General features: G+C 69.6%; 24 protein-coding genes and 3 tRNA genes. 16 read left to right on the top strand and 11 right to left on the bottom strand.

The features are described 5' to 3' along the window. The first annotated feature begins 1 nt into the window (after window position 1). The 4 genes from ACH4EB_RS08930 to ACH4EB_RS08915 all read left to right on the top strand — a co-directional run bounded on the left by ACH4EB_RS08930 (window position 2) and on the right by ACH4EB_RS08915 (window position 2,854). On the top strand, window positions 2–742 hold the full coding sequence (locus ACH4EB_RS08930) for a DUF3566 domain-containing protein (protein WP_398346700.1): 741 nt from the start codon (window positions 2–4) through the stop codon (window positions 740–742). 114 nt (window positions 743–856) lie between these two features. Further along, a tRNA-Ile gene (locus ACH4EB_RS08925) sits at window positions 857–933 on the top strand. A gap of 174 nt (window positions 934–1,107) precedes the next feature. Continuing rightward, complete coding sequence (locus ACH4EB_RS08920; protein WP_003958712.1) at window positions 1,108–1,242, top strand: DLW-39 family protein; 135 nt, start codon at window positions 1,108–1,110, stop codon at window positions 1,240–1,242. Between the two features lie 163 nt (window positions 1,243–1,405). After that, a complete protein-coding gene (locus tag ACH4EB_RS08915) occupies window positions 1,406–2,854 on the top strand; it encodes a hypothetical protein (RefSeq protein WP_398346699.1) in 1,449 nt (482 codons plus the stop codon). 56 nt (window positions 2,855–2,910) lie between these two features. Here the strand turns inward: ACH4EB_RS08915 and ACH4EB_RS08910 are convergent, their stop codons facing one another. Together ACH4EB_RS08910 and ACH4EB_RS08905 are read right to left on the bottom strand one after the other, a co-directional pair. Beyond that, the gene (locus tag ACH4EB_RS08910; RefSeq protein ID WP_398346698.1) at window positions 2,911–4,341 is read right to left on the bottom strand and encodes a protein kinase; all 1,431 of its coding nucleotides are present in this window, start codon (window positions 4,339–4,341) and stop codon (window positions 2,911–2,913) included. 81 nt (window positions 4,342–4,422) lie between these two features. Beyond that, entirely contained in the window at window positions 4,423–4,971 is a 549-nt protein-coding gene (locus ACH4EB_RS08905; RefSeq protein WP_125046046.1) for a DNA-binding protein, read from the bottom strand. Between the two features lie 129 nt (window positions 4,972–5,100). Here ACH4EB_RS08905 and ACH4EB_RS08900 point away from each other — a divergent pair. Beyond that, window positions 5,101–5,173, top strand: a tRNA-Ala gene (locus ACH4EB_RS08900). An 82-nt stretch (window positions 5,174–5,255) separates the two neighbouring features. Here ACH4EB_RS08900 and ACH4EB_RS08895 read toward each other — a convergent pair. Then, window positions 5,256–5,975 carry a DUF5324 family protein gene (locus ACH4EB_RS08895; RefSeq protein ID WP_398346697.1) on the bottom strand — a complete coding sequence of 240 codons (720 nt, stop codon included), beginning with the start codon at window positions 5,973–5,975 and terminating at the stop codon, window positions 5,256–5,258. A 330-nt stretch (window positions 5,976–6,305) separates the two neighbouring features. Here ACH4EB_RS08895 and ACH4EB_RS08890 point away from each other — a divergent pair, with 330 nt between their 5' ends. Then, window positions 6,306–6,833, top strand: a complete 528-nt coding sequence (locus ACH4EB_RS08890; RefSeq protein ID WP_398346696.1) for a peptidylprolyl isomerase — start codon at window positions 6,306–6,308, stop codon at window positions 6,831–6,833. A gap of 165 nt (window positions 6,834–6,998) precedes the next feature. Then, window positions 6,999–7,907: a rhomboid family intramembrane serine protease gene (locus ACH4EB_RS08885; protein ID WP_398346695.1), complete on the top strand. Its 909-nt coding sequence runs from the start codon at window positions 6,999–7,001 to the stop codon at window positions 7,905–7,907. Between the two features lie 502 nt (window positions 7,908–8,409). On the opposite strand, the gene crgA is transcribed toward ACH4EB_RS08885, so the two are convergent. Beyond that, window positions 8,410–8,667: a cell division protein CrgA gene (gene crgA, locus ACH4EB_RS08880; RefSeq protein WP_398346694.1), complete on the bottom strand. Its 258-nt coding sequence runs from the start codon at window positions 8,665–8,667 to the stop codon at window positions 8,410–8,412. A 150-nt stretch (window positions 8,668–8,817) separates the two neighbouring features. Here crgA and ACH4EB_RS08875 point away from each other — a divergent pair, with 150 nt between their 5' ends. The 8 genes from ACH4EB_RS08875 (at window position 8,818) to ACH4EB_RS08840 (ending at window position 15,447) form a co-directional block, all read left to right on the top strand. Continuing rightward, on the top strand, window positions 8,818–9,588 hold the full coding sequence (locus ACH4EB_RS08875) for a DUF881 domain-containing protein (protein ID WP_398346693.1): 771 nt from the start codon (window positions 8,818–8,820) through the stop codon (window positions 9,586–9,588). 51 nt (window positions 9,589–9,639) lie between these two features. Next, window positions 9,640–10,395 (top strand): class E sortase, encoded by a 756-nt coding sequence (locus ACH4EB_RS08870; RefSeq protein ID WP_398346692.1) that lies wholly within the window; start codon window positions 9,640–9,642, stop codon window positions 10,393–10,395. Window positions 10,396–10,488: 93 nt separating this feature from the next. Continuing rightward, window positions 10,489–10,665 (top strand): hypothetical protein, encoded by a 177-nt coding sequence (locus ACH4EB_RS08865; RefSeq protein WP_361153165.1) that lies wholly within the window; start codon window positions 10,489–10,491, stop codon window positions 10,663–10,665. Next, window positions 10,662–11,312, top strand: a complete 651-nt coding sequence (locus ACH4EB_RS08860) for an aminodeoxychorismate/anthranilate synthase component II (RefSeq protein WP_398346691.1) — start codon at window positions 10,662–10,664, stop codon at window positions 11,310–11,312. Before ACH4EB_RS08865 ends, ACH4EB_RS08860 begins: the two co-directional genes overlap by 4 nt. A gap of 464 nt (window positions 11,313–11,776) precedes the next feature. Continuing rightward, entirely contained in the window at window positions 11,777–13,030 is a 1,254-nt protein-coding gene (locus ACH4EB_RS08855; RefSeq protein ID WP_398347058.1) for a class E sortase, read from the top strand. Between the two features lie 25 nt (window positions 13,031–13,055). Next, complete coding sequence (locus ACH4EB_RS08850) at window positions 13,056–13,802, top strand: class E sortase (RefSeq protein WP_398346690.1); 747 nt, start codon at window positions 13,056–13,058, stop codon at window positions 13,800–13,802. Window positions 13,803–13,983: 181 nt separating this feature from the next. After that, complete coding sequence (locus tag ACH4EB_RS08845; protein WP_398346689.1) at window positions 13,984–14,397, top strand: peptidase inhibitor family I36 protein; 414 nt, start codon at window positions 13,984–13,986, stop codon at window positions 14,395–14,397. Between the two features lie 141 nt (window positions 14,398–14,538). Further along, complete coding sequence (locus ACH4EB_RS08840; protein WP_398346688.1) at window positions 14,539–15,447, top strand: hypothetical protein; 909 nt, start codon at window positions 14,539–14,541, stop codon at window positions 15,445–15,447. 102 nt (window positions 15,448–15,549) lie between these two features. Here the strand turns inward: ACH4EB_RS08840 and pknB are convergent, their stop codons facing one another. From pknB to ACH4EB_RS08810, 6 genes are all read right to left on the bottom strand, one after another. Then, window positions 15,550–17,559, bottom strand: a complete 2,010-nt coding sequence (gene pknB / locus ACH4EB_RS08835; protein ID WP_398346687.1) for a Stk1 family PASTA domain-containing Ser/Thr kinase — start codon at window positions 17,557–17,559, stop codon at window positions 15,550–15,552. Window positions 17,560–17,705: 146 nt separating this feature from the next. Beyond that, complete coding sequence (locus ACH4EB_RS08830) at window positions 17,706–19,175, bottom strand: peptidoglycan D,D-transpeptidase FtsI family protein (protein WP_398346686.1); 1,470 nt, start codon at window positions 19,173–19,175, stop codon at window positions 17,706–17,708. After that, entirely contained in the window at window positions 19,172–20,569 is a 1,398-nt protein-coding gene (locus tag ACH4EB_RS08825; protein ID WP_398346685.1) for an FtsW/RodA/SpoVE family cell cycle protein, read from the bottom strand. Before ACH4EB_RS08825 ends, ACH4EB_RS08830 begins: the two co-directional genes overlap by 4 nt. 23 nt (window positions 20,570–20,592) lie before the next feature. Beyond that, window positions 20,593–22,092, bottom strand: a complete 1,500-nt coding sequence (locus tag ACH4EB_RS08820; RefSeq protein WP_398346684.1) for a Stp1/IreP family PP2C-type Ser/Thr phosphatase — start codon at window positions 22,090–22,092, stop codon at window positions 20,593–20,595. A 120-nt stretch (window positions 22,093–22,212) separates the two neighbouring features. After that, window positions 22,213–22,740, bottom strand: coding sequence for an FHA domain-containing protein (locus ACH4EB_RS08815; RefSeq protein ID WP_398346683.1), 528 nt, complete (start codon window positions 22,738–22,740; stop codon window positions 22,213–22,215). Between the two features lie 10 nt (window positions 22,741–22,750). Then, complete coding sequence (locus ACH4EB_RS08810) at window positions 22,751–23,575, bottom strand: FhaA domain-containing protein (protein WP_398346682.1); 825 nt, start codon at window positions 23,573–23,575, stop codon at window positions 22,751–22,753. Window positions 23,576–24,307: 732 nt separating this feature from the next. Between ACH4EB_RS08810 and ACH4EB_RS08805 the strand changes: the two genes are divergently transcribed. Further along, a tRNA-Leu gene (locus ACH4EB_RS08805) sits at window positions 24,308–24,391 on the top strand. A gap of 293 nt (window positions 24,392–24,684) precedes the next feature. On the opposite strand, the gene ACH4EB_RS08800 is transcribed toward ACH4EB_RS08805, so the two are convergent. Continuing rightward, window positions 24,685–25,629 carry a LysR family transcriptional regulator gene (locus ACH4EB_RS08800; RefSeq protein ID WP_398346681.1) on the bottom strand — a complete coding sequence of 315 codons (945 nt, stop codon included), beginning with the start codon at window positions 25,627–25,629 and terminating at the stop codon, window positions 24,685–24,687. Between the last annotated feature and the right edge of the window lie 7 nt (window positions 25,630–25,636).

The raw sequence follows: 25,636 nt of genomic DNA, 5'->3' as shown, positions 1-25,636 counted from the left end.
CGTGAGTGGAGCCACGGGCGCTGCGGCGGGTGGACCGGGAGACAGGAAGAACTCCCGTTCGGGACCCGCGACCGTGACGGAGGACAGCGTCCGTGGCTCCGCCACGTCCGGCGGCACCTCGTCCGAGGGCTCCTATCAGGGGGGAACCGTGACCGACAGGCGTCAGCCGCATCCGAAGCAGCCGCATTCCGCGTCGCAGCCGCAGCCCCCCGCGCGGGGGGCGGGGCCGACGGCCGGGGCCCAGGGCGGGGCCACTCAGGGCGGCCAACAGCCGTACCAGCCGCCCCAGGCGTACCGATCGGGTGCGGGACAGAGCGCGGGAGCGCAGCAGGGGGTGCGCCGGCCGCGTACGGGCGCCCGTACGACGCCGCGTACCCGAAAGGCCCGGCTGCGTGTTGCCCGGGCCGACCCGTGGTCGGTGATGAAGGTCAGCTTTCTGCTGTCCATCGCGCTCGGGATCTGCACCCTCGTGGCTGTCGCGGTGCTGTGGATGGTGATGGACGCGATGGGTGTCTTCTCCACCGTCGGCGGCACGATCAGCGAGGCGACGGGCTCGGGCGACGGCGGCGGCTTCGACCTCCAGACGTTCCTGTCACTGCCGCGGGTGCTGCTGTTCACGGCGGTCATCGCGGTGATCGACGTCGTGCTCGCCACGGCGCTGGCCACGCTCGGGGCGTTCATCTACAACATCTCGGCCGGGTTCGTGGGCGGCGTGGAGCTGACCCTCGCCGAGGACGAGTGACGGGCGCGGTCATCTTCGGGAGGGGCCGTTCGGCGGCCCCGCCCGGGGGCCGCGGGCTCCCGGAGCACGATTTTGGGAATGCCTCTGAAGTGCGCTAATCTTTCGGTGCAGCGCGGGGCTATAGCTCAGACGGTTAGAGCGCTTCCCTGATAAGGAAGAGGCCACAGGTTCAAGTCCTGTTAGCCCCACCAGCGCGAGAGAGGTCCCACCGGAGACGGTGGGGCCTCTCTCGTTTGTGCGACCAGGACGTGACGGGCGGTGTGCCGTGGCGCATGGGTCAGGACCTAGGTCACCGATCGGTATCGGCCGGTGTGTATCATCGGCCCCCAGAGGTCCCCTACGTCAACGAAAGACGAGGTCGCGCGGTGAAGAAGCTTCTCCTGGTCGCACTGGCCGCCATCGGCGGGCTCCTCGTGTACCGCCAGATCCAGGCGGATCGCGCCGAGCAGGATCTGTGGACGGAGGCGACCGACTCCGTGCCCGCAGGTTCGGGTGTGTGAGACGCAGAGCAGTTCGTAGTCAACGTACGTACCCCGGTCACCGTGTGACGGTGACCGGGGTCTCGTGCGTCCGGGGGCGGGGCGGTGTACGACACGGCCGTTCCGGCGGGTTTGCCATAGCACATAAGTAGCTTGCAAAAGCAAATGTGGTGAGGGGTGGCTCGTGGCGAGGGGGCGTACGCGCAGGTCCGGGCGGGCCGGGAGGCTGGTGCCGGTCCTGGTGCCCGTGCTGGTGTCCGTACCGGCGCTGGCGGGTTCTGCGACGGCGGGGCCGGCGGATGGGTTGCGAGACGGCCCGCCCGTCTACAGGACAGCGGCCGACGCCCAGCCCATACGGGGCACAGCAGGCCGCTCGGACGCGCCACGGATCGACCCCGGGACCTACACCGACACCCTCGCCCGCGGCGACGAGAAGTACTACGCCGTGCGGCTGGACGGGAAATCCAGCGCCTACTTCTCCGCGGTGGCCGCGCCCCCGCCGGGCAGTGAAGTAGCGGACTACACCGACAGCCTGAAGGTCAGTCTCCGGGATGCCGCCGGCAACGCCTGTTCCCCGGGAGGGAGTACGTCCTTCCACGGCCGCGGCATGGCGTACCCGATCGCCGACTACGCCACCCGCCGCATCGACGGCCCGCGGACCAACTGCCAGCAGGCAGGCGCCTACTACGTCGTCGTCAAGCGGGTGGGCAGGGCGTCGGCGGAGGGAGCGGGCCGCTGGCCCCTCGAACTGCGTTTCCAGCGCGAACCCGGCCTCACCGGCACGCCGCCCGCCCAGCCCGCGCCGGGCACCTGGTCGACCGCGACACCCGTACCGCTGACCGGTGGCACGAAGCGGGACGCCGAGGGCGGTACCGGCTTCAACGATGCCGGGCCGATCGGCAAAGGGGTGTGGCAGGACCGGATCAGGCCGGGGGAGACCCGGTTCTACCGGGTGCCGGTGGACTGGGGGCAGCAGCTCAGCGTGAGCGTGGAACTGCCGGGCGGGACGCTGGTGGGCGGGCGCGGGGAGACGGGCGCGGCCGCCGGCTCCGAATCCGGCTCGGCCTCCGGCTCCGGGTCGGGGGTGCCGGGTCGTGGGGCGCTGCGGGGGCCGGGTGTGGTGGCCGGCTCGCGGCTGGTGGCGAGCGCGCTGGGGCTGGGGGTCTACAACCCGGCCCGCGGCCCCGTCAGCGACACCCGCTTCATCGCGTACGACGGGAAACCGGCAGCCGCCCGGCTCGTCACGGCCCCGGTGGACTACGGCAACCGCTACAACGCCACCGCCCCGGTCAGCGCGATGCGCTTCGCGGGCTCGTACTACCTCGCCGTGTCGCTGCACCCGGACGCCGCGAAGTACTTCAAGGACGGCACCCCGATCACCCTGCGCGTCGACCCGACGGGCCGCCCGCAGCGCGGCCCCGACTACCGGGAGGACGCCGCCGACTTCTCCGTCACACCACAGCAACGCGCGGCGGCGGGCGAAGGTATGACGGCACAACAGGTGGGGCCGAGCAGCACGCTGCGCATGGTGGGGTACGGAGGCATCAGCACGGGAGTGGTACTGCTGCTGGCGCTGGGGGTGTGGGCGGTCGCGGCGCGCTGGAGGAGCGGCGGAGCGGGCAGGCAGGGCTGAACCCCGTACCGCGTACGGGCTTACGGGTCGGCTGACGGGGCGCAGTACCCGGCGCGTCAGCTCACGGCCAGTGCCCAGACGCCGAACGCGATGCACAGCAGCGCCACAACGATCACCGGGACCGCGACCTTGGGGGGCGGCCCGGGACGCCGCTGCGGCACGGCCCGGTGCCGATGGGACGGGACGCGCCCGACGGGCGCCAGGGGCTGCGGGGCGCCGGGCGTGTAGGGGCGGGTGGCCGGGGGCTCAGCCGGTGGCCGACCGTGGGGGTGCGCCGGGGGCAGGGGCGGCGGGCTGGTGGGCGTGTGCCCGGAGCCCGGGGTGTGCGCGACGGGGTGCTGCGGAGCGGGTAAGCCGCTGGACGGGGGCGCGAGCGGAAAGCTGCCGGTGTCGGACGTGGTCGTCGAAGGGGGCGTGGAGGGGGGCGGCGGGGGCGGATGGGGTGTGGAGGGTAGGGGGGTGGAGAGCGGTGGGGACTCGGCCCCTGGCTGCCTCGGCTGTTCCGACCGTTCCGACCGCTCTGGCTGCTCCGCCCGCTCCGACTGCCCCGACCGTTCCGACTGCCCCGACCGCTCCAACTGCTCTGGCCGCTCCGGTTGCCGCGGGCGCAGCGGGCCGTCCGGTCCGAAGCCGGTCGGCAGTGGCCCGATGTGGTCGAAGACCTCGACGACCTCGTCCTCGATCGTCGCTTCCGGCAGCAGCTCGGCCGCCGCGAGAAGCGCCTTGCGCGCGCCTGCGGCCGTCTTGAAGCGCAGCTCCGGGTCCGGTTGCAGCAGGGTCGCCAGCACTTGCCACAGCGGCTCCGCGATGCCCTCGGGAGCCTCCGGCGTACCGCGCTCCGCGAAGTGCTCGACCAGGCCCTGGGTGTCCGGCTTGGCTCCGGTGAGCAGGTGCACCGCGACCAGGCCGACCGCGAAGAGGTCCCCGGGAAAGTCGGGCTCGGCGCCGAGCATCTGTTCCGGCGCGAAGTAACCGGGCGTACCCACCACGTAATTGGCGTCGGTCAGCCGCGGCTCGCCCTTGCGCATCGAGATGCCGAAGTCGGACAGCCGCACGTGCGGGCGGCCGGTGCCGGTCGACTCCAGCAGGATGTTCGCGGGCTTGATGTCGCGGTGCACGATGCCTTCCGCGTGGACCGCCGTCAGCCCCGACAGCAGTTGGTCGAGCAGTACGCACACCAGGCGCGGCGGCAGCGGCCCGTAGTCGCCCACCAGGTGTGCCAGCGAGCCGCCGTGCACCAGGTCCATGGTGAACAGGACCTTGTCGTCGTCCGCGGCCCAGCTCGCGGGGGCCACCACGTGCGGGTGGTCGATCCGTACGGCCTGTTCGCGTACGAACCGCAGCAGGGTGTGCGCGTCGCTCTGCTGCAGGACCTTGGCCGCCACGTAACGGCGGCGTCGCTGGTCCCAGGCGCGCCAGACGGCTCCCACGCCGCCCCGCCCGATCGGGTCGATCAGCTCGTACCGACCGGCGAAGACCTCACCCATTGCGCCCCGTCCGCCTACCGAACCGCCGAACTGCCCGACTTCCGGGGGCCGTCGCGCGCGCCGCCCCCGGCTGTCCGCCGTCTAACTCTGGTGGGCCTCGTAGTGGGAGACCGCGTCCGCGGTGCGTCCCGCTCCGTAGACCCGGAGGAACTCTGCCAGTTCGGGGTGGGTGGGGGCGAGGGTGTTCGCGGCGTCGATGATGTCGCCGGCGGCCGAAACGGAGCGCAACAGCGACTGGATCTCGCGTACCACGCGCCGTACGGTCGTCGCCCCTGTGGACGAGGCCGTCTGCGCGGTGTTGTTGAGCACCGATCCGCCCGCGGTCTTCTTGATCTCGTCCATCCGGTCGGTGGCCTCGGCGGCGCTCACGCTGCCGTCCGCCACCTGCCCGGCCAGCTCCTGGAGCGCCTGAACCCGCTGGACGACGGCCGGATTCCCGATCTTGGCCCGCTGGCCGCTCATGAGCTGTGACAGCATGGGCGCGGAGAGCCCGAGGACGGACGCGAGACGGGCCTGGTTGAGGCCGAGATCGTCGATGAGACGGCGGAACAGCGCTCCCAGAGGTTCGCCGTACCAACTGCGCTGCAGCTCCCGAGCGCGCGCGGTGGCTTCTTGCTGTGCTGCGTCCATGGCGTCTCCCCTGTCTCCCCGATCGCGCTTCGCTGCCGCGAATCTCGCGAAGCATCCTACGGAGAGCGCCTGTGCGCGGCGATACCCGGTCGGGAAACCTCCCGGGCACCGGGTACCCTGGTTCGCGACGGGGCCTTAGCTCAGTTGGTAGAGCGCTGTCTTTGCATGGCAGATGTCAGGGGTTCGACTCCCCTAGGCTCCACGGGATCAGACCCCTCCCGCCCGCGTATGCGCAGGTGGGAGGGGTCTTTTTGGTGCATGGGGGGCTGGCGGTGCCGGGTGGGTCAGGGCTTTGGGCCGCCGCGTTCGTCCGCTTCGGCCTCGGCCTGCTTGGCCTGGACCTCGGGGTCCAGGGCGGCGGCCTCGGGGGTGCCGTCGACGGCGGTCAGGGTGGCGCGCTCGTTGACCTCGGTGGGGGCCGGGGGTTCGACCAGCCAGTCCGGGTTGGCCTGCTTGTCCCACCACTTCCAGGCGGCGTAGGCACCGCCGGCGAGCAGGCCCACGACGGCGAGGCGCTTGGCGGCCTGGCCGGCGCGGCGGCGGCGGTTGTGCTTCTTGACGAGCTTGTCGATCTCCTTGGCCGACACCTGGCCGCGGAGGGCGGCGAGGGCGGCGGTGCCGCGGGCCACGGCCTGTTCGCGGACCGGTTCGGCCGCGGCGCGTGCGCTGTGCACGGCGTGCTCGACGCGGGGGGCGGTGTAGTCGGCGGCCTGGCGGGCGGCCTTGCGGGTGCGCTTGGCGGCCTTGCTCGCGGCCGCGTCCACCTTGGGGGGCAGGGCACCGCGGGCGTGTTCGAGGCGCGGCTGCAGATGGGTGTCGTACTGGCTGCGGGCCTGGTGAGCGGCCTCGGCCACCTTGGGTGCCAGTCGCGTGCGGGCCTCGTGCGCGTAGTGCGTGGCGGTGTCCTTGGCCGTACCGGCATACGGAGCCACCACCTCCGCCGCGTGCCGCACGCTGTCCTTGGCCGAACTGGTCGCCGCGCGCACGCTGTCCTTGCGGGTCACGGGATCCTCCTCCTCGGTGGCGTGTCCGGGGGGCTCGGGGGTTGTCCCCCAATGTCTGCTGTGTCGCCTGTCCACCCGAGGCAAGATCATGCCTGCTCACACGACATACGGCATGCGCGGGCGGGCATCCGGGTCATTGGGGGCCATACGGAGCCTTGCGATGACAATGCCACGGTTTTCCGGGCCGTGCGCCGGTTCGGCGGGTACTGGTGGCGGATCGGCGGGTACGCGTGGCGGAAAGGGGAGGCGCGATCGCGGCGGTGTCCGGGTGCCGGGCGGACGTCCATGCGAGGATCGGGAACCGTCAGTGCAGACTATGGAAGGTAGATCGTGGCTGAAGAGCTCTACGCCACCCTGAAGACCAATCAGGGCGACATCGAGATTCGGCTCCTGCCGAACCACGCGCCGAAGACGGTGAAGAACTTCGTCGAGCTCGCCAAGGGTGAGCGGGAGTGGACCAACCCGGAGACCGGCGAGAAGACCACGGACAAGCTGTACGACGGCACGGTCTTCCACCGGGTGATCAGCGGCTTCATGATCCAGGGCGGCGACCCGCTGGGCAACGGCACGGGCGGCCCCGGCTACGAGTTCGGGGACGAGTTCCACCCCGACCTGGCCTTCACCAAGCCGTACCTCCTCGCCATGGCCAACGCCGGTCCGGGCACCAACGGCTCGCAGTTCTTCATCACGGTCTCCCCGACTTCCTGGCTGACCGGCAAGCACACCATCTTCGGTGAGGTCACCAGCGACGCGGGCAAGAAGGTCGTGGACACCATCGCGGCGGCCCAGACCAACCCGCGCACCGACCGCCCGGTCAACGACGTCGTGATCGAGTCGGTCGTCGTCGAGAGCCGCTGAGGCGCGGCCACGCGACATCGCGGCCGTCCGGCCCGGAAACCCCGTAGCGGCCCGGGGCGCGGACGGCGGGAACCATTGCGCCCTGCCCGGTCGTAGATCGGGTAGGGCGCGCACTTCGTCGTGCGGGGACGTCCGCACGGATTCGGACGAGGGACCGAGGGGACCATGGACCAGGCGCCGGGCAGCCCACAGGAGCCGCGGGACGCGCGGGCCGGCGACGCCGTGCCCGGCTGCTACCGCCATCCGGACCGTGCGACGGGCATCAGTTGTACGCGCTGCGAGCGGCCCATCTGCCCTGAGTGCATGGTCAGCGCGTCGGTCGGGTTCCAGTGCCCGGACTGCGTACGCGACGGCAGCGGTACGGGCCGTACGGCGCAGGCCACCGCGCCCCGGACGATCGCGGGCGGCTCGCCGGCCACGGACACCCGCCTGGTCACCAAGATCCTGCTCGGGATCAACGTCGCGGTGTTCATCGCGGTGCTGGCGGTGGGCGGGAGCCTGGTCCAGGACCTGGAGATGATCGGCGGGGCCTTCGTCCCCGAGGACCTGAAGTTCATCGGCGTCGCCGAGGGCGAGTACTACCGCCTGCTGACGGCCACGTTCCTGCACGAGCAGCCGATGCACATCATCTTCAACATGCTCTCGCTGTGGTGGCTCGGCCCGCCGCTGGAGGCGGCCCTCGGCCGGGCCCGCTTCCTCGCCCTCTACCTGCTCTCCGCCCTCGGCGGCAGCGCCCTGTCGTACCTCCTCGCCGCACAGAACCAGCCGTCGCTGGGGGCGTCCGGCGCTATCTTCGGGCTGCTCGGCGCGACGGCCATACTGATGCGCCGCCTGAACTACGACATGCGCCCGGTGCTGATCCTGCTGGCGCTGAACCTCGTCTTCACGTTCGCGTGGCCGGACATCGCGTGGCAGGCGCATGTCGGCGGGCTGATCGTGGGCGCGGCCGTGACGTACGGGATGGTGCACGCTCCACGGGAGCGGCGGGCGCTGGTGCAGGGCGTGACGTTCGCGGTGGCGTTCCTGGTGATCGTCGCGGTGGTGTGGCTGCGGACCGTCCAGCTCGTGGGCTGAGCGGGGGCGGAGGCAGAGCCGGGGCCGGGTCCGGGGCCGGAGGCGCTGGGCGCGGTCGGCCGGTGGGACGGGCGGCTCGGACTCACGGTGTGCTGTCGCCCCGTGCCCGGCTGTGAAGGCGGGAAGAGCGTTTCGGGTACGGGTTGTCCACAGTGTGTGCCGGATCTTGTGCACCGGGTGGGGAACGTGTGTTCCGCTCTGCACTGAGCTGCGTTTTCCCAGGAAGAACAGGGCGGGACGGCGGTCCGGACGAAGGGCCGCTGGTCACACCGGCGTCAACCGCCGGGAAGTTATCCACAGATCTTCTGAAGTTTTCCCCGGCTGTGGATAACTGTGTGGATGGCCTTGGGCAGGGCTTGCGCGACGACGTCCGCGCGGGGTGTGAAAAGCGGCCCGGGTGGCGGGCGGAACAGTGGCCGGGGCGGGGGCGGCGCTGTGGCCGCCCCGCCGGGCGTGGTCGCCCTCGAAGGCCAGGGTCACCGGGGCCTGGGACCGGTACGGGCTACTTCCACTGGGTGGACACGCCGAAGCCCACCGCGATGAAGCCGAACCCGCACACGATGTTCCAGTTGCCCATCGCCTTGACGGGCATGTCGCCCCCGGTCACGTAAAAGAGCACGATCCAGACCAGACCGATCAGGAACAGCGCCAGCATCACCGGCGCGACCCAGCCCCGGCCGGAACTCATGCGCAGATTGGTCGTCTGCTTCGCCGGCGGCGGCGTGAAGTCGTCCTTCTTGCGGATCCGTGACTTCGGCACGAGGAACTCTCCTGTCGATGATCTGCGTGACCGCACTGGGGGCGGAAGATGCGTGACGCGGGCCGGGCGGGGATGCCACGGGGAGCGGTTTCCGTTCCCGGGCGTCCGTTAGCGTAGTGCTTCCGCGGCGTCGTAAGGAGCAAGGGTACGTTGAGCACTTCCGCTGACTCCCCCGGCCGCCCGCCGCGCCGCCGCCTGCGGCCGGTGCGCCTGCTGACCCTGACGGTCTTCGCACTCGCCGGCCTGATCTTCTGGCTGAGCTTCGACACCGCGCGCGGCACGGATCTGCGCTCCGACGACTCGATGCTGCGCCTGTCCGACCTCATCCAGGAACGCAGCCACAAGAACGGCGCCCACGACGAGCGCAACGCCGTGCTGCGCGGCGAGGTCGACGCCCTCGCGCACCAGGACAGTGGCAACTCGGAGGCCGAGAACGCCGAGCTGGCGGCGCTGGAGAAGAACGCGGGCACCAAGCCGGTGGCCGGCCAGGGCATGACCGTCACCCTCACCGACGCCCCGCCGAACGCCACCGCGAAGATCCCCGGCGTACCGGAGCCGCAGCCCAACGACCTGGTCATCCACCAGCAGGACCTGCAGGCCGTGGTCAACGCCCTGTGGCAGGGCGGCGCCAAGGGGATCCGGGTCATGGACCAGCGGCTGATCTCGACCAGCGCGGTGCGCTGCGTCGGCAACACCCTGATCCTCCAGGGCCGCGTCTACTCGCCGCCGTACAAGGTCACCGCCGTCGGCGACCGCGAGAAGTTGAACAGGGCGCTGACCGCCTCGCCGGCCATCCAGAACTACATGCAGTACGTGAACGCCTACGGCCTCGGCTGGAAAGTCGACCAGCACGAGACGGTGACTCTGCCCGGCTACTCCGGCACAGTGGATCTCCACTACGCACAGCCTGTGAAGCCGTGATCCGCCGGCCGCCCGCACCGGCGCCGGCGGCCGGGGAGGGGGCGGTCCGCCATGACGGCACGGTCCGAGGCGAGGCGGCGCGCCGGCGCGGGGAGGCGGCCCGGTGCGGCGGCGCGGCTGGTCGTACGGACGCTCAGCGAGGGCTGTGTCACCGTCGGCACGCTGATCGTGCTCTTCGTGGTGTACGTCCTGTTCTGGACGGGCGTACGGGCCGACAGCGCGATGGACGGTGAGATCGGCAAGCTGAAGGACCGATGGTCCACCGCCCCGGCCGCCCCGGCCTCTCCGGACGGCGCCGCCGGGCAGGTCGGCGGGCCCGCGCAGCAGCCCCGGTACGAGAACGGCACGTCCTTCGCCGTGATGTACATCCCCCGGTTCGGTGCCGACTGGAGCAAGCCCGTGCTGGAGGGCACCGGGACGGGCGTCCTCAAGAAGGGGCTGGGGCACTACGACCGCACCGCGCGACTCGGGGAGACGGGCAACTTCGCGGTCGCCGGGCACCGCCGCACCTACGGTGACCCGTTCAAGGACTTCCCCGAGCTGCGGCCGGGCGACGCGGTGGTCCTCACGGACGGCACCACCTGGTTCACGTACCGCATCGACCGGCCCCCCTACACGACGCTGCCCACCGACACCGGGGTGATCGACCCCGTACCCCGCAAATCGGGATACAACGGTCCGGGTCGTTACCTCACCCTGACGACCTGCGAGCCGGAGTGGGGCCACAGCCACCGGTTGATCGCCTGGGCACATCTGGATTCCACCCAACCCGTGGAGCGCGGAAGGCCGTCGGCTTTGACCGGCTGACCCCCCGGCCACCGCCCTCGCCCTTTAGTCTGGTGGGGCGATCGACATCGATCGACACGGTCATCGTCATCGGCGAGTGGGGACAGCGACAGCATGTACGGCTGGATCTGGCGGCATCTGCCGGGCAACGCATGGGTGAGGGCGCTGGTCTCACTCGTGCTGGTGCTGGCGATCGTCTACGTGCTCTTCCAGTACGTCTTCCCGTGGGCGGAGCCGCTGCTCCCCTTCAACGACGTAACAGTTGACCGAGGGATGGGCGCCGTCCGATGACCGCAAGGATTCTCGTCGTCGACAACTACGACAGCTTCGTCTTCAACCTCGTCCAGTACCTCTACCAACTCGGGGCCGAGTGCGAGGTGCTGCGCAACGACGAGGTCGAGCTGCGGCACGCCCAGGACAACTTCGACGGAGTGCTGCTTTCTCCGGGGCCCGGCGCCCCCGAGCAGGCCGGCGTCTGCGTCGACATGGTCCGGCACTGCGCCGACACGGGCGTGCCGGTCTTCGGCGTCTGCCTCGGGCTGCAGTCGATGGCGGTCGCGTACGGCGGTGTCGTGGGCCGGGCCCCCGAGCTGTTGCACGGCAAGACCTCCCTCGTCTCCCACGAGGGCGCGGGCGTCTTCAAGGGGCTGCCCACCCCCTTCACCGCCACCCGTTACCACTCCCTGGCCGTGCAGCCGGGCACCGTCCCCGACGAGATGGTGGTCACCGCCTGGACGGGCGACGACGCCGAGACCGGTGTGGCGATGGGGCTGCGGCACCGCGAACTGCCCGTGGAAGGCGTCCAGTTCCACCCCGAGTCGGTGCTGACCGAGTGGGGCCACCGGATGCTCGCCAACTGGCTGGTGGAGTGCGGCGATTCCGGTGCGGTGGAGCGTTCGGCGGGGCTTGCCCCGGTGGTCGGCAAGGTCGGCGCGTGACTGACCTCCGCCCCGAGCGCGAGGAGAGGTCCTACGAGCCGTCGCGCGACGCCGACGGCACGTACGACCGCGAGGCGTTCGAGGCGGCCGTCGGACAACTGGACGACCCGCTGACGGACCCGCTCCCGGGCCGTCCGCCGACGCGGGAGCCGCGGCCCGGCGCCGGGCCCGACACGGGCACCGGCCCCGCAGCCGGGCCCGGGCAGAGCGCACAGCCGGGGCCGACGCAGCCCGGCTCGGGTCGGAGCGGCTCGCCGTGGTTCCGCCCGCACCAGGCCCCGGCGGCGTCCTCCGCGCAGCAGCAGGCTCCGGCCAGGCCCCAAGCCTCGGGACGCAACCAGGCTCCGGCCCGGAACCAGGTCCCGGTTCAGCAGCAGGCCCAGGCCCATGACCCCGTACCTGCCCGGAACCCGGCCCCGGCCGAGAACCGGCCCCCTGCCCAGCCCCGTTCTGCGAACGGCCCGATATCCGGCCCGGCCCCGGCCCCCGCATACGTGGCGGACCCGGAACCGGCTCCGGACCCCGCGCCCACAGCGGACCCTTTCCTGAACCCGGCCCTCGACCCGCCGTACGTACCGGGCCCGGTCGCCGCTGCGGATCCGACCCACGCCGCGAGCCCGCTGCCTACCTCGGGTCCGGCGCGGACTTCGAACCCGACGCGGCCCTCGGTCCCGACGCAGTCACCGGACCCGGCGCACCCCCAGGACTCCGTCTACGACGCCGAGACCATGGCGCTTCGTCAGGCCGAGGAGTCCGGCAGCGATCCCGGTGGGCCGGACGTTGTTTCACGTGAAACCGCGCCGCGGCCGACCGCCCCGACGGCTCCGGACGCGGCTGTCGGCGCGACACCCTCACCCCCGCCGGCGACCGGTGGCCGCGCCGCACGCCGTAAAGCTGCCCAGGAGGCAGCCAAGCGCGGCAACAGGCGTGCCCGGCGCGGTTCCCCTTCGACCACCGCCGAAGCCCCTTCCTCGGCCGCTGAGGCGCCTTCCGCGCCCATGACGCGGCTGGAGGCCCGCCGTGCCGAGCGGGCCCGCAAGGAGAGCCCGGGCATCATCGTCAGCCGCGCCGTGGGCGAGGTGTTCATCACCCTGGGCGTCCTGATGCTGCTCTTCGTGACCTACCAGTTGTGGTGGACGAATGTCCTGGCGCATCAGCAGGCGGGCGGCACCGCCAGCAACCTGGAGCACGAGTGGGACGAGGGCGGCGAGGACCGCAGGCCCGACGCCTTCTCGCCCGGCCAGGGCTTCGCGATCATGTATATCCCCAAGCTGGACGTGAAGGTCCCGATCGCCGAGGGCATCAGCAAGCCCGCGGTGCTGGACCGCGGCATGGTCGGCCACTACGACAAGAACAGCGTGAAGACCGCGATGCCCTGGGACAAGCAGGGCAACTTCGCGGTGGCCGGGCACCGCAACACCCACGGTGAGCCGTTCCGCTACATCAACAAGCTCACCAAGGGCGACAAGATCGTCGTCGAGACGCGGAGCACGTACTACACGTACACGATGGAGAGCATCCTGCCGCAGACCTCGCCGCGGAACATCGCGGTGATCGGGGCGGTGCCGAAGGGCTCCGGGTTCACCGGCCCCGGCCGCTACCTCACGCTGACGACCTGCACCCCGGAATTCACCAGTACCTACCGGATGATCGTCTGGGGCAAGATGGTCGAGGAGCGGCCGCGGAGCAAGGGCAAGCCGGATGCGCTCGTCATCTGAGCGAACGTAAGAGGGGTACCACGCGGTGACTGCCACCGGACACGACGAGGACACCGGCCCGGCGGCGGAGCAGCCGGCGTCCACGCCGCCGCGCCGTCTGCGCGGGCGCATCGCCGCCGTCGTCAGCGTCATCGGCGAGCTGCTGATCACGGCGGGGCTGATCCTGGCCCTCTTCGTCGTCTACTCGCTGTGGTGGACGAACGTCCTCGCCGACCGTGAGGCGCACAAGCAGGGCGACACGGTACGCAAGAACTGGGCTAAGACGCCGACGGGCCCGGGCGCGCTCGACACCAAGGACGGCATCGGCTTCCTGCACGTCCCCGCGATGAAGAACGGCGAGGTGCTCGTCAAGAAGGGCATCGCCCCGGATGTCCTCAACGAGGGCGTCGCCGGTTACTACACCGAGCCGGTCAAGTCGGCCCTTCCGCAGGACAAGAAGGGCAACTTCTCGCTCGCCGCGCACCGCGACGGCCACGGCGCGAAGTTCCACAACATCGACAAGCTCAAGGACGGCGACCCGATCGTCTTCGAGTCCAAGGACACCTGGTACATCTACAAGGTCTACGCGTCGCTGGACGAGACCTCGAAGTACAACGTCGACGTCCTGGACGACGTCCCCAAGGAGTCCGGCAAGCGCAAGCCGGGCCGCTACATCACGCTGACGACCTGCACGCCGGTCTACACCTCCACGTACCGCTACATCGTCTGGGGCGAGCTGGAGCGCACCGAGAAGGTCGACGCCGAGCGCACCCCGCCGAAGGAACTGCGGTAGTCGATACCGCATGAGAAACAAATCGTGCGCGGGCAGGGAATAGAAATTCGTTCAAAATGAAAGCGCATGGGCGCGCCTTGGCATTTCGTCGGGACTTGCCAAAGTGTGATGCTGCTTGTTGACCGGGAATTTTATCCTGTATACGGTAATGATCGTAGTCATTGTGTAATGGGGAGGGGAAATGAAAGTAAAGAAGGCAATTGCCTCGGGGGGTGCCGTAGCTATCCTTGCGGCGTCCGGCATCCTCGCGTCGGCACCTTCTGCGTCCGCAACTGTGGACTGTAACCTGAACTGGTTCTGCCTGTACTACAACTCCAGGCTGCACGGAGCATGGTACGGAACCTTGACTAATGAGCCGAACCTCGATCGATACACTTTCGAGGCGATGGGCGAGTCGGCGGGCCACCGGAAGCCGGTGAAGAATAACGCTGGGTCCGCTTGGAACAGGTCTACACATGCTGTCCGTGTGTACTTCAACTCGGGATACCGTGGTGCTTACGATGTCGTTCCCGCGAGGGATGACCCGAAGGGTGACCCGGTATCGGACCTGCCGAAGACCAAGAACAACAATGCGTCGATTCTGTGGATGCAGTGAACTGATTAGCTGACGCATTGATGCATATGTGGGCCGCGCGGGCTGTCATGCGATAAGTCGACAGCCTGTGCGGCTTCTTCTGTTCATTGGTATGCGAACTGGCGTACCGAGGATGAAGTAACTGATCAGGATCATTTCATCGTGAATTACAATCGAAAGATTATCCTGACCGCTGTTCTGCTCGTCGCCCTCGCGGGGTGCGGTGAAGAGCCGCCGCGAACTGGTAACAGTAGTGACAGAGCAGAAGCTCCCCCCATGCGCTCGATGGGTGACAGGCTTGTGCTTCCGGTCGAAGCGTACCTGCTGTCGGACAAGCAGCGTCAGTTGATCCAGCAGGCAAAGGCGACGATCACCGAATCCTGTATGAAGAACCTGGGGCTCGACTACACGCCGGAACCACGCGTGCCAGCGACCGGCCTGGGCCTTACCGACCGGCGGTACGGGATGACCGATGCGACGTTTGCCCGTGAGAACGGCTACCACCTACCCACCATACGCGGTGGGGGTTCTGCAGTCCCTGATAAGCCTCTGAAAGGCGAAGAGTATCTCGCATTGTACGGCCGCGGGGACGGCGAGAAGGATATACGGTCGGCCGCGATCAAAATCAACGACAAGGATGTGCCCCGCGGCGGCTGCGCGGGGTCTGCCGAAAGGGAACTGGCCGGAGGGTCGGATGAGGTGTATGGCGAGGGGCAGATCGCTCTCGAAGTCTCCAAAAAAAGTTTCGAAGAGTCCCGATCCGACCCGCGGGTGCGCTCACTGATTCCACAGTGGTCCAGATGTATGAAGGAAAAGGGCTACTCGTACAGTGACCCGCTCACATCCGGAGAGGATGTCATGGGAGGTGAAGAGCCTTCCGAGAAAGAGAAAGATGTCGCCGTGGCCGATGCCGAGTGCAACAATCAGACGAAACTGGCCAAAAAATGGCATTCTGTTGAGTCGGCGATACAGGAAAAGTTCATCAACTTGAACAAAGGGCCTCTGGAGCGCCTGCGCGCTCTAAAAGAAAAGGAGCTTGTGAAGTCCCGCGCAGTGATTTCTGGCAATTGATCAAGGAGCGGCGCGCGGTGAACGTCCTCCGTGGAGCAACAGCACCGGCCCCGGCACCCGAGAAGGGTGCCGGGGCTTTCCCGTGCGGCGACGGTTTTCCCGTCAGTGCCTGTTGTGGCGTCCCCACCAGTTGCCGAGTATGCCGCCCTCGTCACCGCTGTCTTCGTCCCCGCTGGGAGAAGCACCCATCGTGGTGAGCGTCACCGTCGTGGAGCCGGGGGCGGACGGGGTGTTCGGCTGCGGGTCCTGGGTGACCACGCGGGCCTTGTCGTCCTGTGAACTGCCGCCCGCGAACTGGATGTTCGTGAAGCCGGCGTCCTGCAGGGCCTTCTTGGCGTCCTTGACGGTCTGGCCGATGACGGTGGGCACCGGCTTCTGCTCGCCGGCCTTGCCGACGGTCAGCGTGATCGTCGAGCCGTTCCGGGCCTGCGTGTTGCCGTCCGGGGTCTGCTTGGTGACCTTGCCGACCTGGTTCGGGTCGGAGGTTTCCTCCTCGGTCTTGCTGACCTGGAAACCGAGGTCGGTGAGCTGCTTGGAGGCGGTGTTGAAGTCCTGCCCGACCACCGGCGGCACCGTCGACGTCGGCGACTTCTTGGCGACGACCAGCGTGATCTTGGTCTTCTTGGTGCCCTCGCTCTGCGCCTTGGGGTCCTGGTCGGTGACCGTCCCCTCCGTGCGGTCGGAGACGCGCTCGGTCTTCTGGACGTCCTCGAAACCCTTGCTCTTCAGCTCGTCCTTTGCCTGGTCGAACGGCAGCCCTCGGACGTCGGGGATGGTGACCTTCTCCGGCCCGGTGCAGAGCGTCACCGTCACCGTGTCGTCCTTGGCGACCGTCCCGCCGGCGGCCGGGTCCTGCTTGGTGATCTGGTCTTTCTCGACGTTGTCGCAGGCCGTGCTGCCGCCCTTGGAGACCTTGAAGCCGCCGTTCACACCGGCCGACTTGGCCTGTTCCAGGGTCTTCCCGGTCAGCTCCGGCACCTTGACGTCGCTGCTGGTGTTCGTGTTGCTGAACATCGCCTTGCCGATGAAGATCGCACCGGCCAGGACGAGGATGCCCGCGACGACGAGCAGGATCGTCGAGGTGTGCTTCTTCTTCTGGCCGCCACCGCCGCGGCGCCGGTCGGGCCGCTCGTCGTAGCCGTAACCCCCGTCGTCCGGGTTCATCGGCGGCAGCATCGACGTCTGGCCCGCCGGGTCCTGCGGGCGCAGCATCGCCGTCGGCTGGTCCTGGTCGTAGCCGGCCGCGCCGAGGGCGGCGGTCGCCGCGACCGGCTGCCCGTCGAGGGCCGCCTCGATGTCGGCGCGCATCTCGTCCGCCGACTGGTAGCGGTAGTCGGGGTCCTTGACCAGCGCCTTGAGGACGATGGCGTCCATCTCGGGCGTGATCTCGGGGTCGAAGCTGCTCGGCGGCTGCGGTTCTTCCCGTACGTGCTGGTAGGCGACCGCGACGGGCGAGTCGCCGACGAACGGCGGCCGCACGGTGAGCAGCTCGTAGAGCAGACAGCCGGTGGAGTACAGGTCGGAGCGGGCGTCGACCTGCTCGCCCTTGGCCTGCTCGGGCGAGAGGTACTGCGCGGTGCCGATGACCGCGGCGGTCTGCGTCATCGTCATGCCGGCGTCGCCCATTGCACGGGCGATGCCGAAGTCCATGACCTTCACCTGGCCGGTGCGGGTCAGCATGACGTTGGCCGGTTTGATGTCGCGGTGGACGATGCCGGCCCGGTGCGAGTACTCCAGCGCCTGGAGCACCCCGATGGTCATCTCCAGCGACCGCTCGGGCAGCAGCTTGCGACCGGAGTGCAGCAGCTCACGCAGGGTGGAACCGTCGACGTACTCCATGACGATGTACGGGATGGAGACGCCGTCGACGTAGTCCTCGCCGGTGTCGTACACCGCGACGATCGAGGGGTGGTTCAGCGAGGCGGCCGACTGGGCCTCACGGCGGAACCGGGCCTGGAAGGACGGGTCGCGGGCGAGGTCCACGCGCAGCGTCTTCACAGCGACGGTGCGGCCCAGGCGGGTGTCGTGCGCGAGGTAGACCTCGGCCATGCCACCGCGGCCGAGCACCGAGCCCAGCTCGTACCGGCCGCCGAGGCGACGCGGCTCTTCCATAAGCTTCTCCAGCCCTCTCCGTCAGTCCCGACCGCACCCGTGTGTGGTCCGGCGGTGTGCTGTTCGGGCATACCGTACCCGGCACGCCGTGCGGGGCCCGGTCGCGACCGGCACCTGATATCCGACCGGTATTGGCGTGACCGGGGTCACTTCTTGCCGTCGAGTACCGCCTCCATGACCTTCTTGGCGATGGGGGCGGCCAGCCTGCCGCCCGCGATGTCGCCGCGGAGCGTGTCCGAGCCCTCGATCACGACGGCGACGGCCACCGGCGTTCCCTTGGAGGTCTTGGCGTAGGAGATGAACCAGGCGTACGGGTTGTCCTTGTTGTTCTCGCCGTGCTGGGCGGTGCCGGTCTTGCCGCCGACGGTGACGCCGTCGATCTGGCCGTTGGTGCCGGTGCCGTTCTTGACGACGCCCTCCATCATCTCCTGGAGCTTCTGGGCGTTCTCCGGCTTGAGCGGCTGGCTCATCGCCTCCGGCGTGTGCTGCTGCACGACGTTGAGGTTGGGGGCCACGATCTTGTCGACCATGTACGGCTTCATCAGCTTGCCGCCGTTGGCGATGGCCGCGGTGATCATGGCCATCTGTAGCGGGGTGGCGCGGTTGGACGCCTGGCCGATGCCGGCCATCGCGTTCTGCGGCCGGTTGTCGGTCGGGTAGACGCTCTCGGCGGCCCGTACCGGGGTGTCGACCTCGGGGTCGTTGTAGCCGAACTTCTCGGCCTCGGCCTTCATCTTCTTGTTGCCGAGGTCGGCGCTGATCTTGCCGAAGACGGTGTTGCAGGACCAGCGCAGCGCTTCCTTGAGGCTGGCGTTCTCGCAGGGGATGTTGCCCTCGTTGTTCAGCGGCTGGTGCGCGGTGTCCGGCAGGTACCAGGGCAGCGGCGAGTCGGTCTTGGCGTTGATGTCGGTGTAGAGGCCGTTCTCCAGCGCCGCGGCAGCCGTGACGACCTTGAAGGTGGAGCCCGGCGGGTAGGTCTGGCGCAGCGCCCGGTTGAGCATCGGGTCGTCCGGGTTGTTCTTCTTCAGCAGCCCGTTGTACGCCTTGGCGTCCTTGTCGGACATGCCGGCGAAGGTGGAGGGGTCGTACGACGGGGTGCTGGCCAGCGCCAGGATCGCGCCGGTCTCCGGGTTGATCGCGGCGACCGCGCCCTTGCTCTTGCCCAGCTCGTCGTAGGCGGCCTTCTGGGCCTTGGCGTTCAGGGTGGTGACGACGTCGCCGCCGCGCTGCTTCTCGCCGGTGAACATGTCGACCGTACGGCTGAAGAAGAGCTTGTCGTCGGTGCCCGACAGGATGCTGTCGTTGAGCTTTTCGAGCTGGTTGGAGCCGAACGCCTGGGACGCGTAGCCGGTGACCGGCGCCCACATCGGGCCGTCCTTGTAGGTCCGCTTGTACTTGAAGTCGCCGCTCTCGTTGGTGGTCGAGCCGGTGATGGCCTTGCCGTCGACGATGATGTTGCCGCGCGGCTGGCTGTAGCGCTCGATGGCCACCCGCCGGTTGTGCGCGTCGTTCTTCAGCTCGTCGGCCTGGACGAACTGCACCCAGTTGACGCGGATGAGCAGGGAGAGAACCAGCAGGCCGCAGAAGATGGCGACGCGGCGCAGAGGCTTGTTCACGGTCGGACCACCTGGGTCATCTCGGCGTCGGTGGAGGGGGCGGGGGCCGGGGCGGGCCGGCGCGCGGTGTCGCTGATGCGCAGCAGGAGCGCGACCAGGGCCCAGTTCGCGATGACGGAGGAGCCGCCCTGTGCGAGGAACGGCATCGTCATACCGGTCAGCGGGATCAGGCCGGTCACACCGCCGGCGACGACGAAGACCTGGAGGGCGAAGGCGCCGGACAGGCCGATGGCGAGGAGCTTGCCGAACGGGTCGCGGGCGGCCAGCGCCGTACGGATGCCGCGCTCGATGAGCAGGCCGTACAGCAGCAGGATCGCCATCAGGCCGGCGAGGCCGGCTTCCTCGCCGACGGTGGCGAGGATGTAGTCGCTCTTGGGTGCGATGCCGCCGATCAGGCGGGAGTAGCCCTGGCCGAGGCCGGAGCCGAGGATGCCGCCGGAGCCGAAGGAGTACATCGCCTGGGCGGTCTCGGTGACGCCGCCGTTGAGCAGCTCCAGGGGGTTGAGCCAGTTGTGCACCCGGGTCTGGACGTGCGACTCGAAGGTGGCCACCGCGACCGCGCCGCCGCCGCTGAGCAGCAGGCCGAAGACGATCCAGCTCGTCCGCTCGGTGGCCACGTACAGCATGACCACGAACAGGCCGAAGAAGAGCAGGGACGTACCGAGGTCGGTCTCGAAGACCAGGATCATCAGGCTCAGCGCCCAGATGACCAGGATCGGCCCGAGGTCGCGGCCGCGCGGCAGGTACAGGCCCATGAAGCGGCGGCTGGCCAGCGCCAGCGCGTCCCGTTTGACCATGAGATAGCCCGCGAAGAAGATCGCGATGACGATCTTGGCGAACTCACCGGGCTGCAGCGAACCGACACCGGGGATGGTGATCCAGATGCGGGCGCCGAACTTGGCCGGGAAGAAGATCGGGGCGATCAGCAGGACCAGCGCGACGACCATCGAGATGTAGGTGTAGCGCTGCAGGACACGGTGGTCCTTGAGGAAGATCAGCACGCCGAGGAAGAGGGCGACGCCGAGCGTCGACCACATCATCTGCCCGGGCGCCAGGGCGCCGCCGAGCTGCTTGGTGGTGATCTGCGGTTCCTGGTCCAGGCGCCAGATGAAGACCAGGCCGAGACCGTTGAGGAGGGTCGCGATGGGCAGCATCAGCGGGTCGGCGTACGGGGCCCACTTGCGTACGACGAGGTGGGTGACGCCGGCCAGCAGGCCGAGGCCGAGGGAGTAGCCCAGGATGCCGGCCGGCACCGAGCCCTCCTTGGCCAGACCCACGTTGATGTAGGCGAAGACCGGGATGAGCACCGCGAAGACGAGCATGGCCAGCTCGGTGTTGCGGCGGCTCGGGGCACCGATCGTGCCCACGGTGGTCGTGGTGGTGGTACTGCTCATCAGTTCTACGGCCCCCTACGCCCTCACTGCTGGGTGCTGCAATTCTTTTCCAGCTTCTGCTGCTCCTCGGAGGGGGGCGTCTGGCTGGTGGTGGGAGTGGGCGTCGGGGCCGCCGGCTTCCCTGGCTTGCCCTTGTTCTTGCGGGCCTCTTCCTCGGCCTTCTTGCGGTCCTCCGCCGCCTTGCGCTCCGCCGCTTCCCGCTGGTCCTTCGACCGGCAGGCGTCGGCCTGCTTGCCCAGCTCGGAGACCTTGTCGATCGCCTGGTTGCGGCTGTCGACGGCGATGGTCTCCTTGACCTGGTTGCGCTGGTAGACGGGGAGGTACTTGAGTTCGATCTCGGGGTGGTCCTCGTCGACGTTGTTGAGCTTGATCCAGGCGAGATCCTGGCTGATGCCCTGGTACAGCGCGACGTGCTCGTCCTTGGCGCCGACGAAGTACTGCTTCTGCGTCCAGCGGTAGCCCGCGTACAGGCCGCCGCCGACGACGGCCAGCGCCAGCACGATGATCAGCGACCGTTTGATCCACCGGCCCCGGCCGCGCTCCGGCTTGAGGAACTCCTCGTCCGTGAACGCGCCGAACGAGCCCTGCGGCGGGCCCGTGATGTCGTTGTCGCCGCTGCCCGGCGGGCCGAACGCGCCGCCCGGCGCGGCCTGCTGCGCGTCCCGGTGGCGGCCCAGTTCGGCGGCGCGGGCGGCCGGCGTCTGCATCGTGCTGGGGTCGCTGAGCTGGTTCTGGTTCTCGGCGACGGCGCCGACGACGACCGGGGTGTCGTTGAGGTGGGTCGTGAGGGTGTCACCGGCGTCGACGTCCAGGACGTCGGCGACGATGCACGTGATGTTGTCCGGACCGCCGCCGCGCAGCGCGAGCTGGATCAGTTCCTGCACCGTTTCGTGCGGGCCCTGGTAGCTGGCGAGGGTGTCCTCCATGGTCTGGTGGCTGACCACGCCGGACAGGCCGTCCGAGCAGATCAGGTAGCGGTCGCCGGCCCGTACCTCGCGGATCGACAGGTCGGGCTCGACGTGGTCGCCGCTGCCCAGCGCGCGCATCAGCAGGGAGCGCTGCGGGTGGGTGGTGGCTTCCTCCTCGGTGATCCGGCCCTCGTCGACGAGCCGCTGCACCCAGGTGTGGTCCTGCGTGATCTGCGTCAGGACGCCGTCGCGCAGCAGGTACGCGCGGGAGTCGCCGACATGGACGAGGCCGAGCCGCTGGCCGGTCCACAGCAGGGCGGTCAGGGTCGTGCCCATGCCCTCTAGCTGCGGGTCCTCCTCGACCATGACGCGTAGCTGGTCGTTGGCGCGCTGTACGGCCGTACCGAGGGAAGTGAGGATGTCGGAGCCGGGGACGTCGTCGTCGAGCTGGACCAGGGTGGAGATCACCTCGGAGGAGGCGACCTCGCCCGCGGCCTGGCCGCCCATGCCGTCGGCGATGGCGAGCAGGCGCGGGCCGGCGTAACCGGAGTCCTCGTTGCCCTCCCGGATCATGCCCTTGTGCGATCCGGCGGCGAAGCGCAGTGACAGACTCATACGCACCTCGCCCGTCGGCTCGGGGTACATCCGCACGGTGCCCACCCTCCGGTCGGGAGCGCGCTCGGGTCCGCCGAGTGGACCGCCGCGGCTCGCTCGCTCCGCTCGCTCATTGTCGTACTACTTCCGCAGCTCGATGACGGTCTTGCCGATGCGGATCGGGGCTCCCAGCGGAATCGGTGTCGGGGTCGTCAGTCGGGTCCGGTCGAGATACGTGCCGTTGGTGGACCCGAGATCCTCGACGATCCACTGGCCGTCACGGTCCGGGTAGATCCTGGCATGTCGGCTGGAGGCGTAGTCGTCGTCCAGCACGATCGTGGAGTCGTGCGCGCGTCCCAGGGAGATGGTCTGGCCCTGGAGGGCGACGGTCGTACCCGTCAACGTGCCCTCGGAGACCACCAGCTTTGTGGGGGCACCGCGGCGCTGACGGTTGTTGCCGCGGCCGCCCTCCTGGCGGCGCTGCGGCGGTGGAGCGGTCTGCTGGCGCTGCTGCGCACGCGCCTCCTGCCCGCCGCGGCGGGCGGCGCCGCGCTGCGTGACACGCGTGCCGAACAGGTCGCTGCGGATGACCTGGACGGCCACGATGACGAACAGCCACAGTACGGCGAGGAAACCCAACCGCATGACCGTGAGGGTCAGCTCTGACATTGCCCCCGCTTCACCCTTCGGCTTGCCGGTAAACGATGGTGGTACTGCCCACGACGATCCGCGAGCCGTCGCGGAGCGTAGCGCGGGTGGTGTGCTGCCCGTCTACCACGATGCCGTTGGTAGAACCCAGATCCTGGATGGTCGCAGGCGTTCCGACGCGGATCTCGCAGTGCCGGCGGGAGACTCCCGGGTCGTCGATCCGTACGTCGGCGTCGGTGCTGCGGCCGAGGACGAGCGTGGACCGGGAGATCTGGTGGCGGTTGCCGTTGATCTCGATCCAGCGGCGCGTCTGGGCGTAAGGCTGGGCACCGGCACCCGGCACGGCCGCGCGGGGCGCGGCACCGGGCGGCGAGGTGGGCATGGGGGGCGGGCCCACATGACCGCCGGGACCGGACGGGCCGCTCCGGGGCGCGGCGGGGCGCTGGGCCGCCGCGGCGGCACCCGGGTGCTCCTGGGACGTGCTGGACGCGAGGGTACGGCTGCGGACGCGGTACAGGCCGGTGTCGAGATCGTCGGCCTTCTCCAGGTGCACCTTGATCGGGCCCATGAAGGTGTAGCGCTGCTGCTTGGCGTAGTCGCGGACCATGCCGGAGAGCTCGTCTCCGAGCTGGCCGCTGTACGGGCTGAGCCGCTCGTAGTCGGGGGTGCTCAGTTCGACGATGAAGTCGTTGGGGACGACCGTGCGGTCGCGGTTCCAGATGGTGGCGTTGTTGTCGCACTCGCGCTGGAGCGCGCCGGCGATCTCAACGGGCTGCACCTCGGACTTGAACACCTTGGCGAAGGTGCCGTTGACGAGACCTTCGAGACGCTGCTCGAAGCGCTTCAGTACTCCCACGGGGCACCTCCTTCCTCAGTCTTCGTCAGGTCGGTCTTCGACAGGGTCGTCCTGATACTGCTTACTGATCGTATCCACGCGCCGGGAAATCGGCTGGTTCCCCTTTCCCGTCGTGAGGACGAGTGTCGCCCCTCACAAGGTTGCTCACTGCCGCTTGCTGGTGCGTCACTCCGGCGTAACCGCGATGGGGCCGCGGTGTCGCCGTGGTGAAACCTGCTGTGTCACCGGCCACCGGGGCGGGCCCTGGCACCGCGATGGCTTCGCGATGAGACCGCGCCGGCGTTGCGATGGCACTGCGATCGTAGATGTGCCCCACTCACAGTGTCCCGCAACCGCCGTGTTCGCCGACCGGGTGGGGCGGCGGGGCGGGGGCGGATGTGCGCGGGGGTGTGTGGGGGTGGCGGGAATCGGGCGGGTGGCGGAATCGGGCCGGGTCCGAGGCGCGGGGTCCGTCGTGCGGCCGCGGCAGCGGGCCGCGGGTCGTCGGGCGTGGCGGGGCGGCGGCCGAGGACGTCGGGGACGTCGGGGACGTCGGGGACGGTGCTGCGGTCGGGTGGCCGGTCGTCTCCGGGGTGACGAGGGGACTCCGGAGACGGGCCGGGGCGGCCTCCGGAGAACGGATGTGAAGGCACCCCTGACAGCGTGCTAATGTTCTGGGTGTCGGCAGGCGAGAGCGCAAGACCCGGACGGAACAGCCCGGATCAGGCGAAAGAATCTGACGGCACACCCAATGCGCGGGTGGCGGAATAGGCAGACGCGCTGGATTCAGGTTCCAGTGCCCGAAAGGGCGTGGGGGTTCAACTCCCCCCTCGCGCACAGATGAGACCCCCGGTCCGGGATTCCCGGACCGGGGGTCTTTCGTTGTGCCGGTGGTTCTTCCGGTATGGATTCCGGCGGTCGGTGCGGTGGTCCGTACGGGTCCGGTGCCGGCGTCGCGGTCCGCACGGATTTCGGCGGTCGGTGACGCGCTCCGTACGGGCTCCGGTGCCCGCGTCGCGTTCCGCACAGGCTCTGGGGGCGGCCTCGCTCTCCGTACGGATTTCGGCGTCACGCTCCGTACAGGCCCCCGGACGGCTTCGTGGGCCGTCGCCCGAAAGAACCGGTGAGGGCTACGTCACATCGGTGACGGCCGCACTGAAGGCGCGGGTGCGCGCGGTCTCGCGGTCCTGGTGCCAGACGAGGCCGAGCGCGGAGTCCGGCAGGCCGGTGACCGGTACGAACGTGATGTCGCGGCGCCCGTGGTAGTCCGCCGTGGGGCGGCAGAGCAGCATCGCGCCGCGTCCGGCGGCGGCCAGGGTCAGGCCCTCCTGAAGGGTGCGGACGCCGGGGCCGGGCGGGATGGGGCGGCCGCCGGGGGTGCTGGTGGGGGCCTGGGCGTGCCGCCAGTAGTCGGGCGCGGGGCCCTCGACGGTGACGAGGGGCCCGTCGGCCAGGTCCTCGGCGTGGATGGAGGCGCGGGAGGCGAAGGGATGGCGTACGGAGACGGCGAGTGTCTGCGGCTGCTCGGAGAAGACGGGCCCCAGTGCGAGGCCGGGCTCCTCGACGGGCAGCAGGACGACGGCGGCGTCGACCTCGTCGCGGTGCACCGGGCCGAAGGGGTCCTGGAGCGGTATCTCGACGATCTGTGTGGCGCAGCCGGGGTGGCGGGCGTGGAAGGTGTCGATGGCCTTCATGATGCGGTCGTCGGCGGTGCCCTGGAAGCCGATGCGCAGCCGGCCCTCGATGCCGCGGGCGGCGGTGACGGTGGCCTCGACCGTGCCGCGCAGGGTGTCGTAGGCGGGGCGGAGGGCGGCGAGGAAGTCCGTGCCGAGCGGAGTGAGCCGTACCCGGCGGCTGGTGCGCTCCACGAGGCGGGCGCCGACGCGCCGTTCCAGCGCGCGGACGAGCTGGCTGACGCGGCTCTGTGAGACGTACAGGCGTGCGCCGGTGCGGCCGAAGTGCAGTTCCTCGGCGAGGACGAGGAAGCACTCCAGTTCACGGATCTTCAGGCCGCCGGAGGTGGCGGGGACGGTGTGGTGCTGGGCGGGCGGGGTACTCCGGGATCGATGAGCCACGCTCATG

This window comes from Streptomyces sp. NPDC018045 (assembly GCF_044327445.1).
Classification (GTDB): Bacteria; Actinomycetota; Actinomycetes; order Streptomycetales; family Streptomycetaceae; genus Streptomyces.
The sequence above is the reverse complement of the archived record's forward strand: the minus strand, read 5'-3'. Positions and strand labels throughout refer to the sequence as shown.

What these genes read in the sequence shown, in the direction of transcription:
- ACH4EB_RS08865 (WP_361153165.1), top strand. Translation starts at nt 10,489, where the DNA reads ATGTACGGCTGGATCTGGCGGCATCTGCCGGGCAACGCATGGGTGAGG.
- pknB (WP_398346687.1), bottom strand. Translation starts at nt 17,559, where the DNA reads ATGGAAGAGCCGCGTCGCCTCGGCGGCCGGTACGAGCTGGGCTCGGTG.
- ACH4EB_RS08885 (WP_398346695.1), top strand. Translation starts at nt 6,999, where the DNA reads ATGGACCAGGCGCCGGGCAGCCCACAGGAGCCGCGGGACGCGCGGGCC.
- ACH4EB_RS08815 (WP_398346683.1), bottom strand. Translation starts at nt 22,740, where the DNA reads ATGTCAGAGCTGACCCTCACGGTCATGCGGTTGGGTTTCCTCGCCGTA.
- ACH4EB_RS08910 (WP_398346698.1), bottom strand. Translation starts at nt 4,341, where the DNA reads ATGGGTGAGGTCTTCGCCGGTCGGTACGAGCTGATCGACCCGATCGGG.
- ACH4EB_RS08860 (WP_398346691.1), top strand. Translation starts at nt 10,662, where the DNA reads ATGACCGCAAGGATTCTCGTCGTCGACAACTACGACAGCTTCGTCTTC.
- ACH4EB_RS08905 (WP_125046046.1), bottom strand. Translation starts at nt 4,971, where the DNA reads ATGGACGCAGCACAGCAAGAAGCCACCGCGCGCGCTCGGGAGCTGCAG.
- ACH4EB_RS08870 (WP_398346692.1), top strand. Translation starts at nt 9,640, where the DNA reads ATGACGGCACGGTCCGAGGCGAGGCGGCGCGCCGGCGCGGGGAGGCGG.
- ACH4EB_RS08820 (WP_398346684.1), bottom strand. Translation starts at nt 22,092, where the DNA reads ATGAGTCTGTCACTGCGCTTCGCCGCCGGATCGCACAAGGGCATGATC.
- ACH4EB_RS08825 (WP_398346685.1), bottom strand. Translation starts at nt 20,569, where the DNA reads ATGAGCAGTACCACCACCACGACCACCGTGGGCACGATCGGTGCCCCG.
- ACH4EB_RS08845 (WP_398346689.1), top strand. Translation starts at nt 13,984, where the DNA reads ATGAAAGTAAAGAAGGCAATTGCCTCGGGGGGTGCCGTAGCTATCCTT.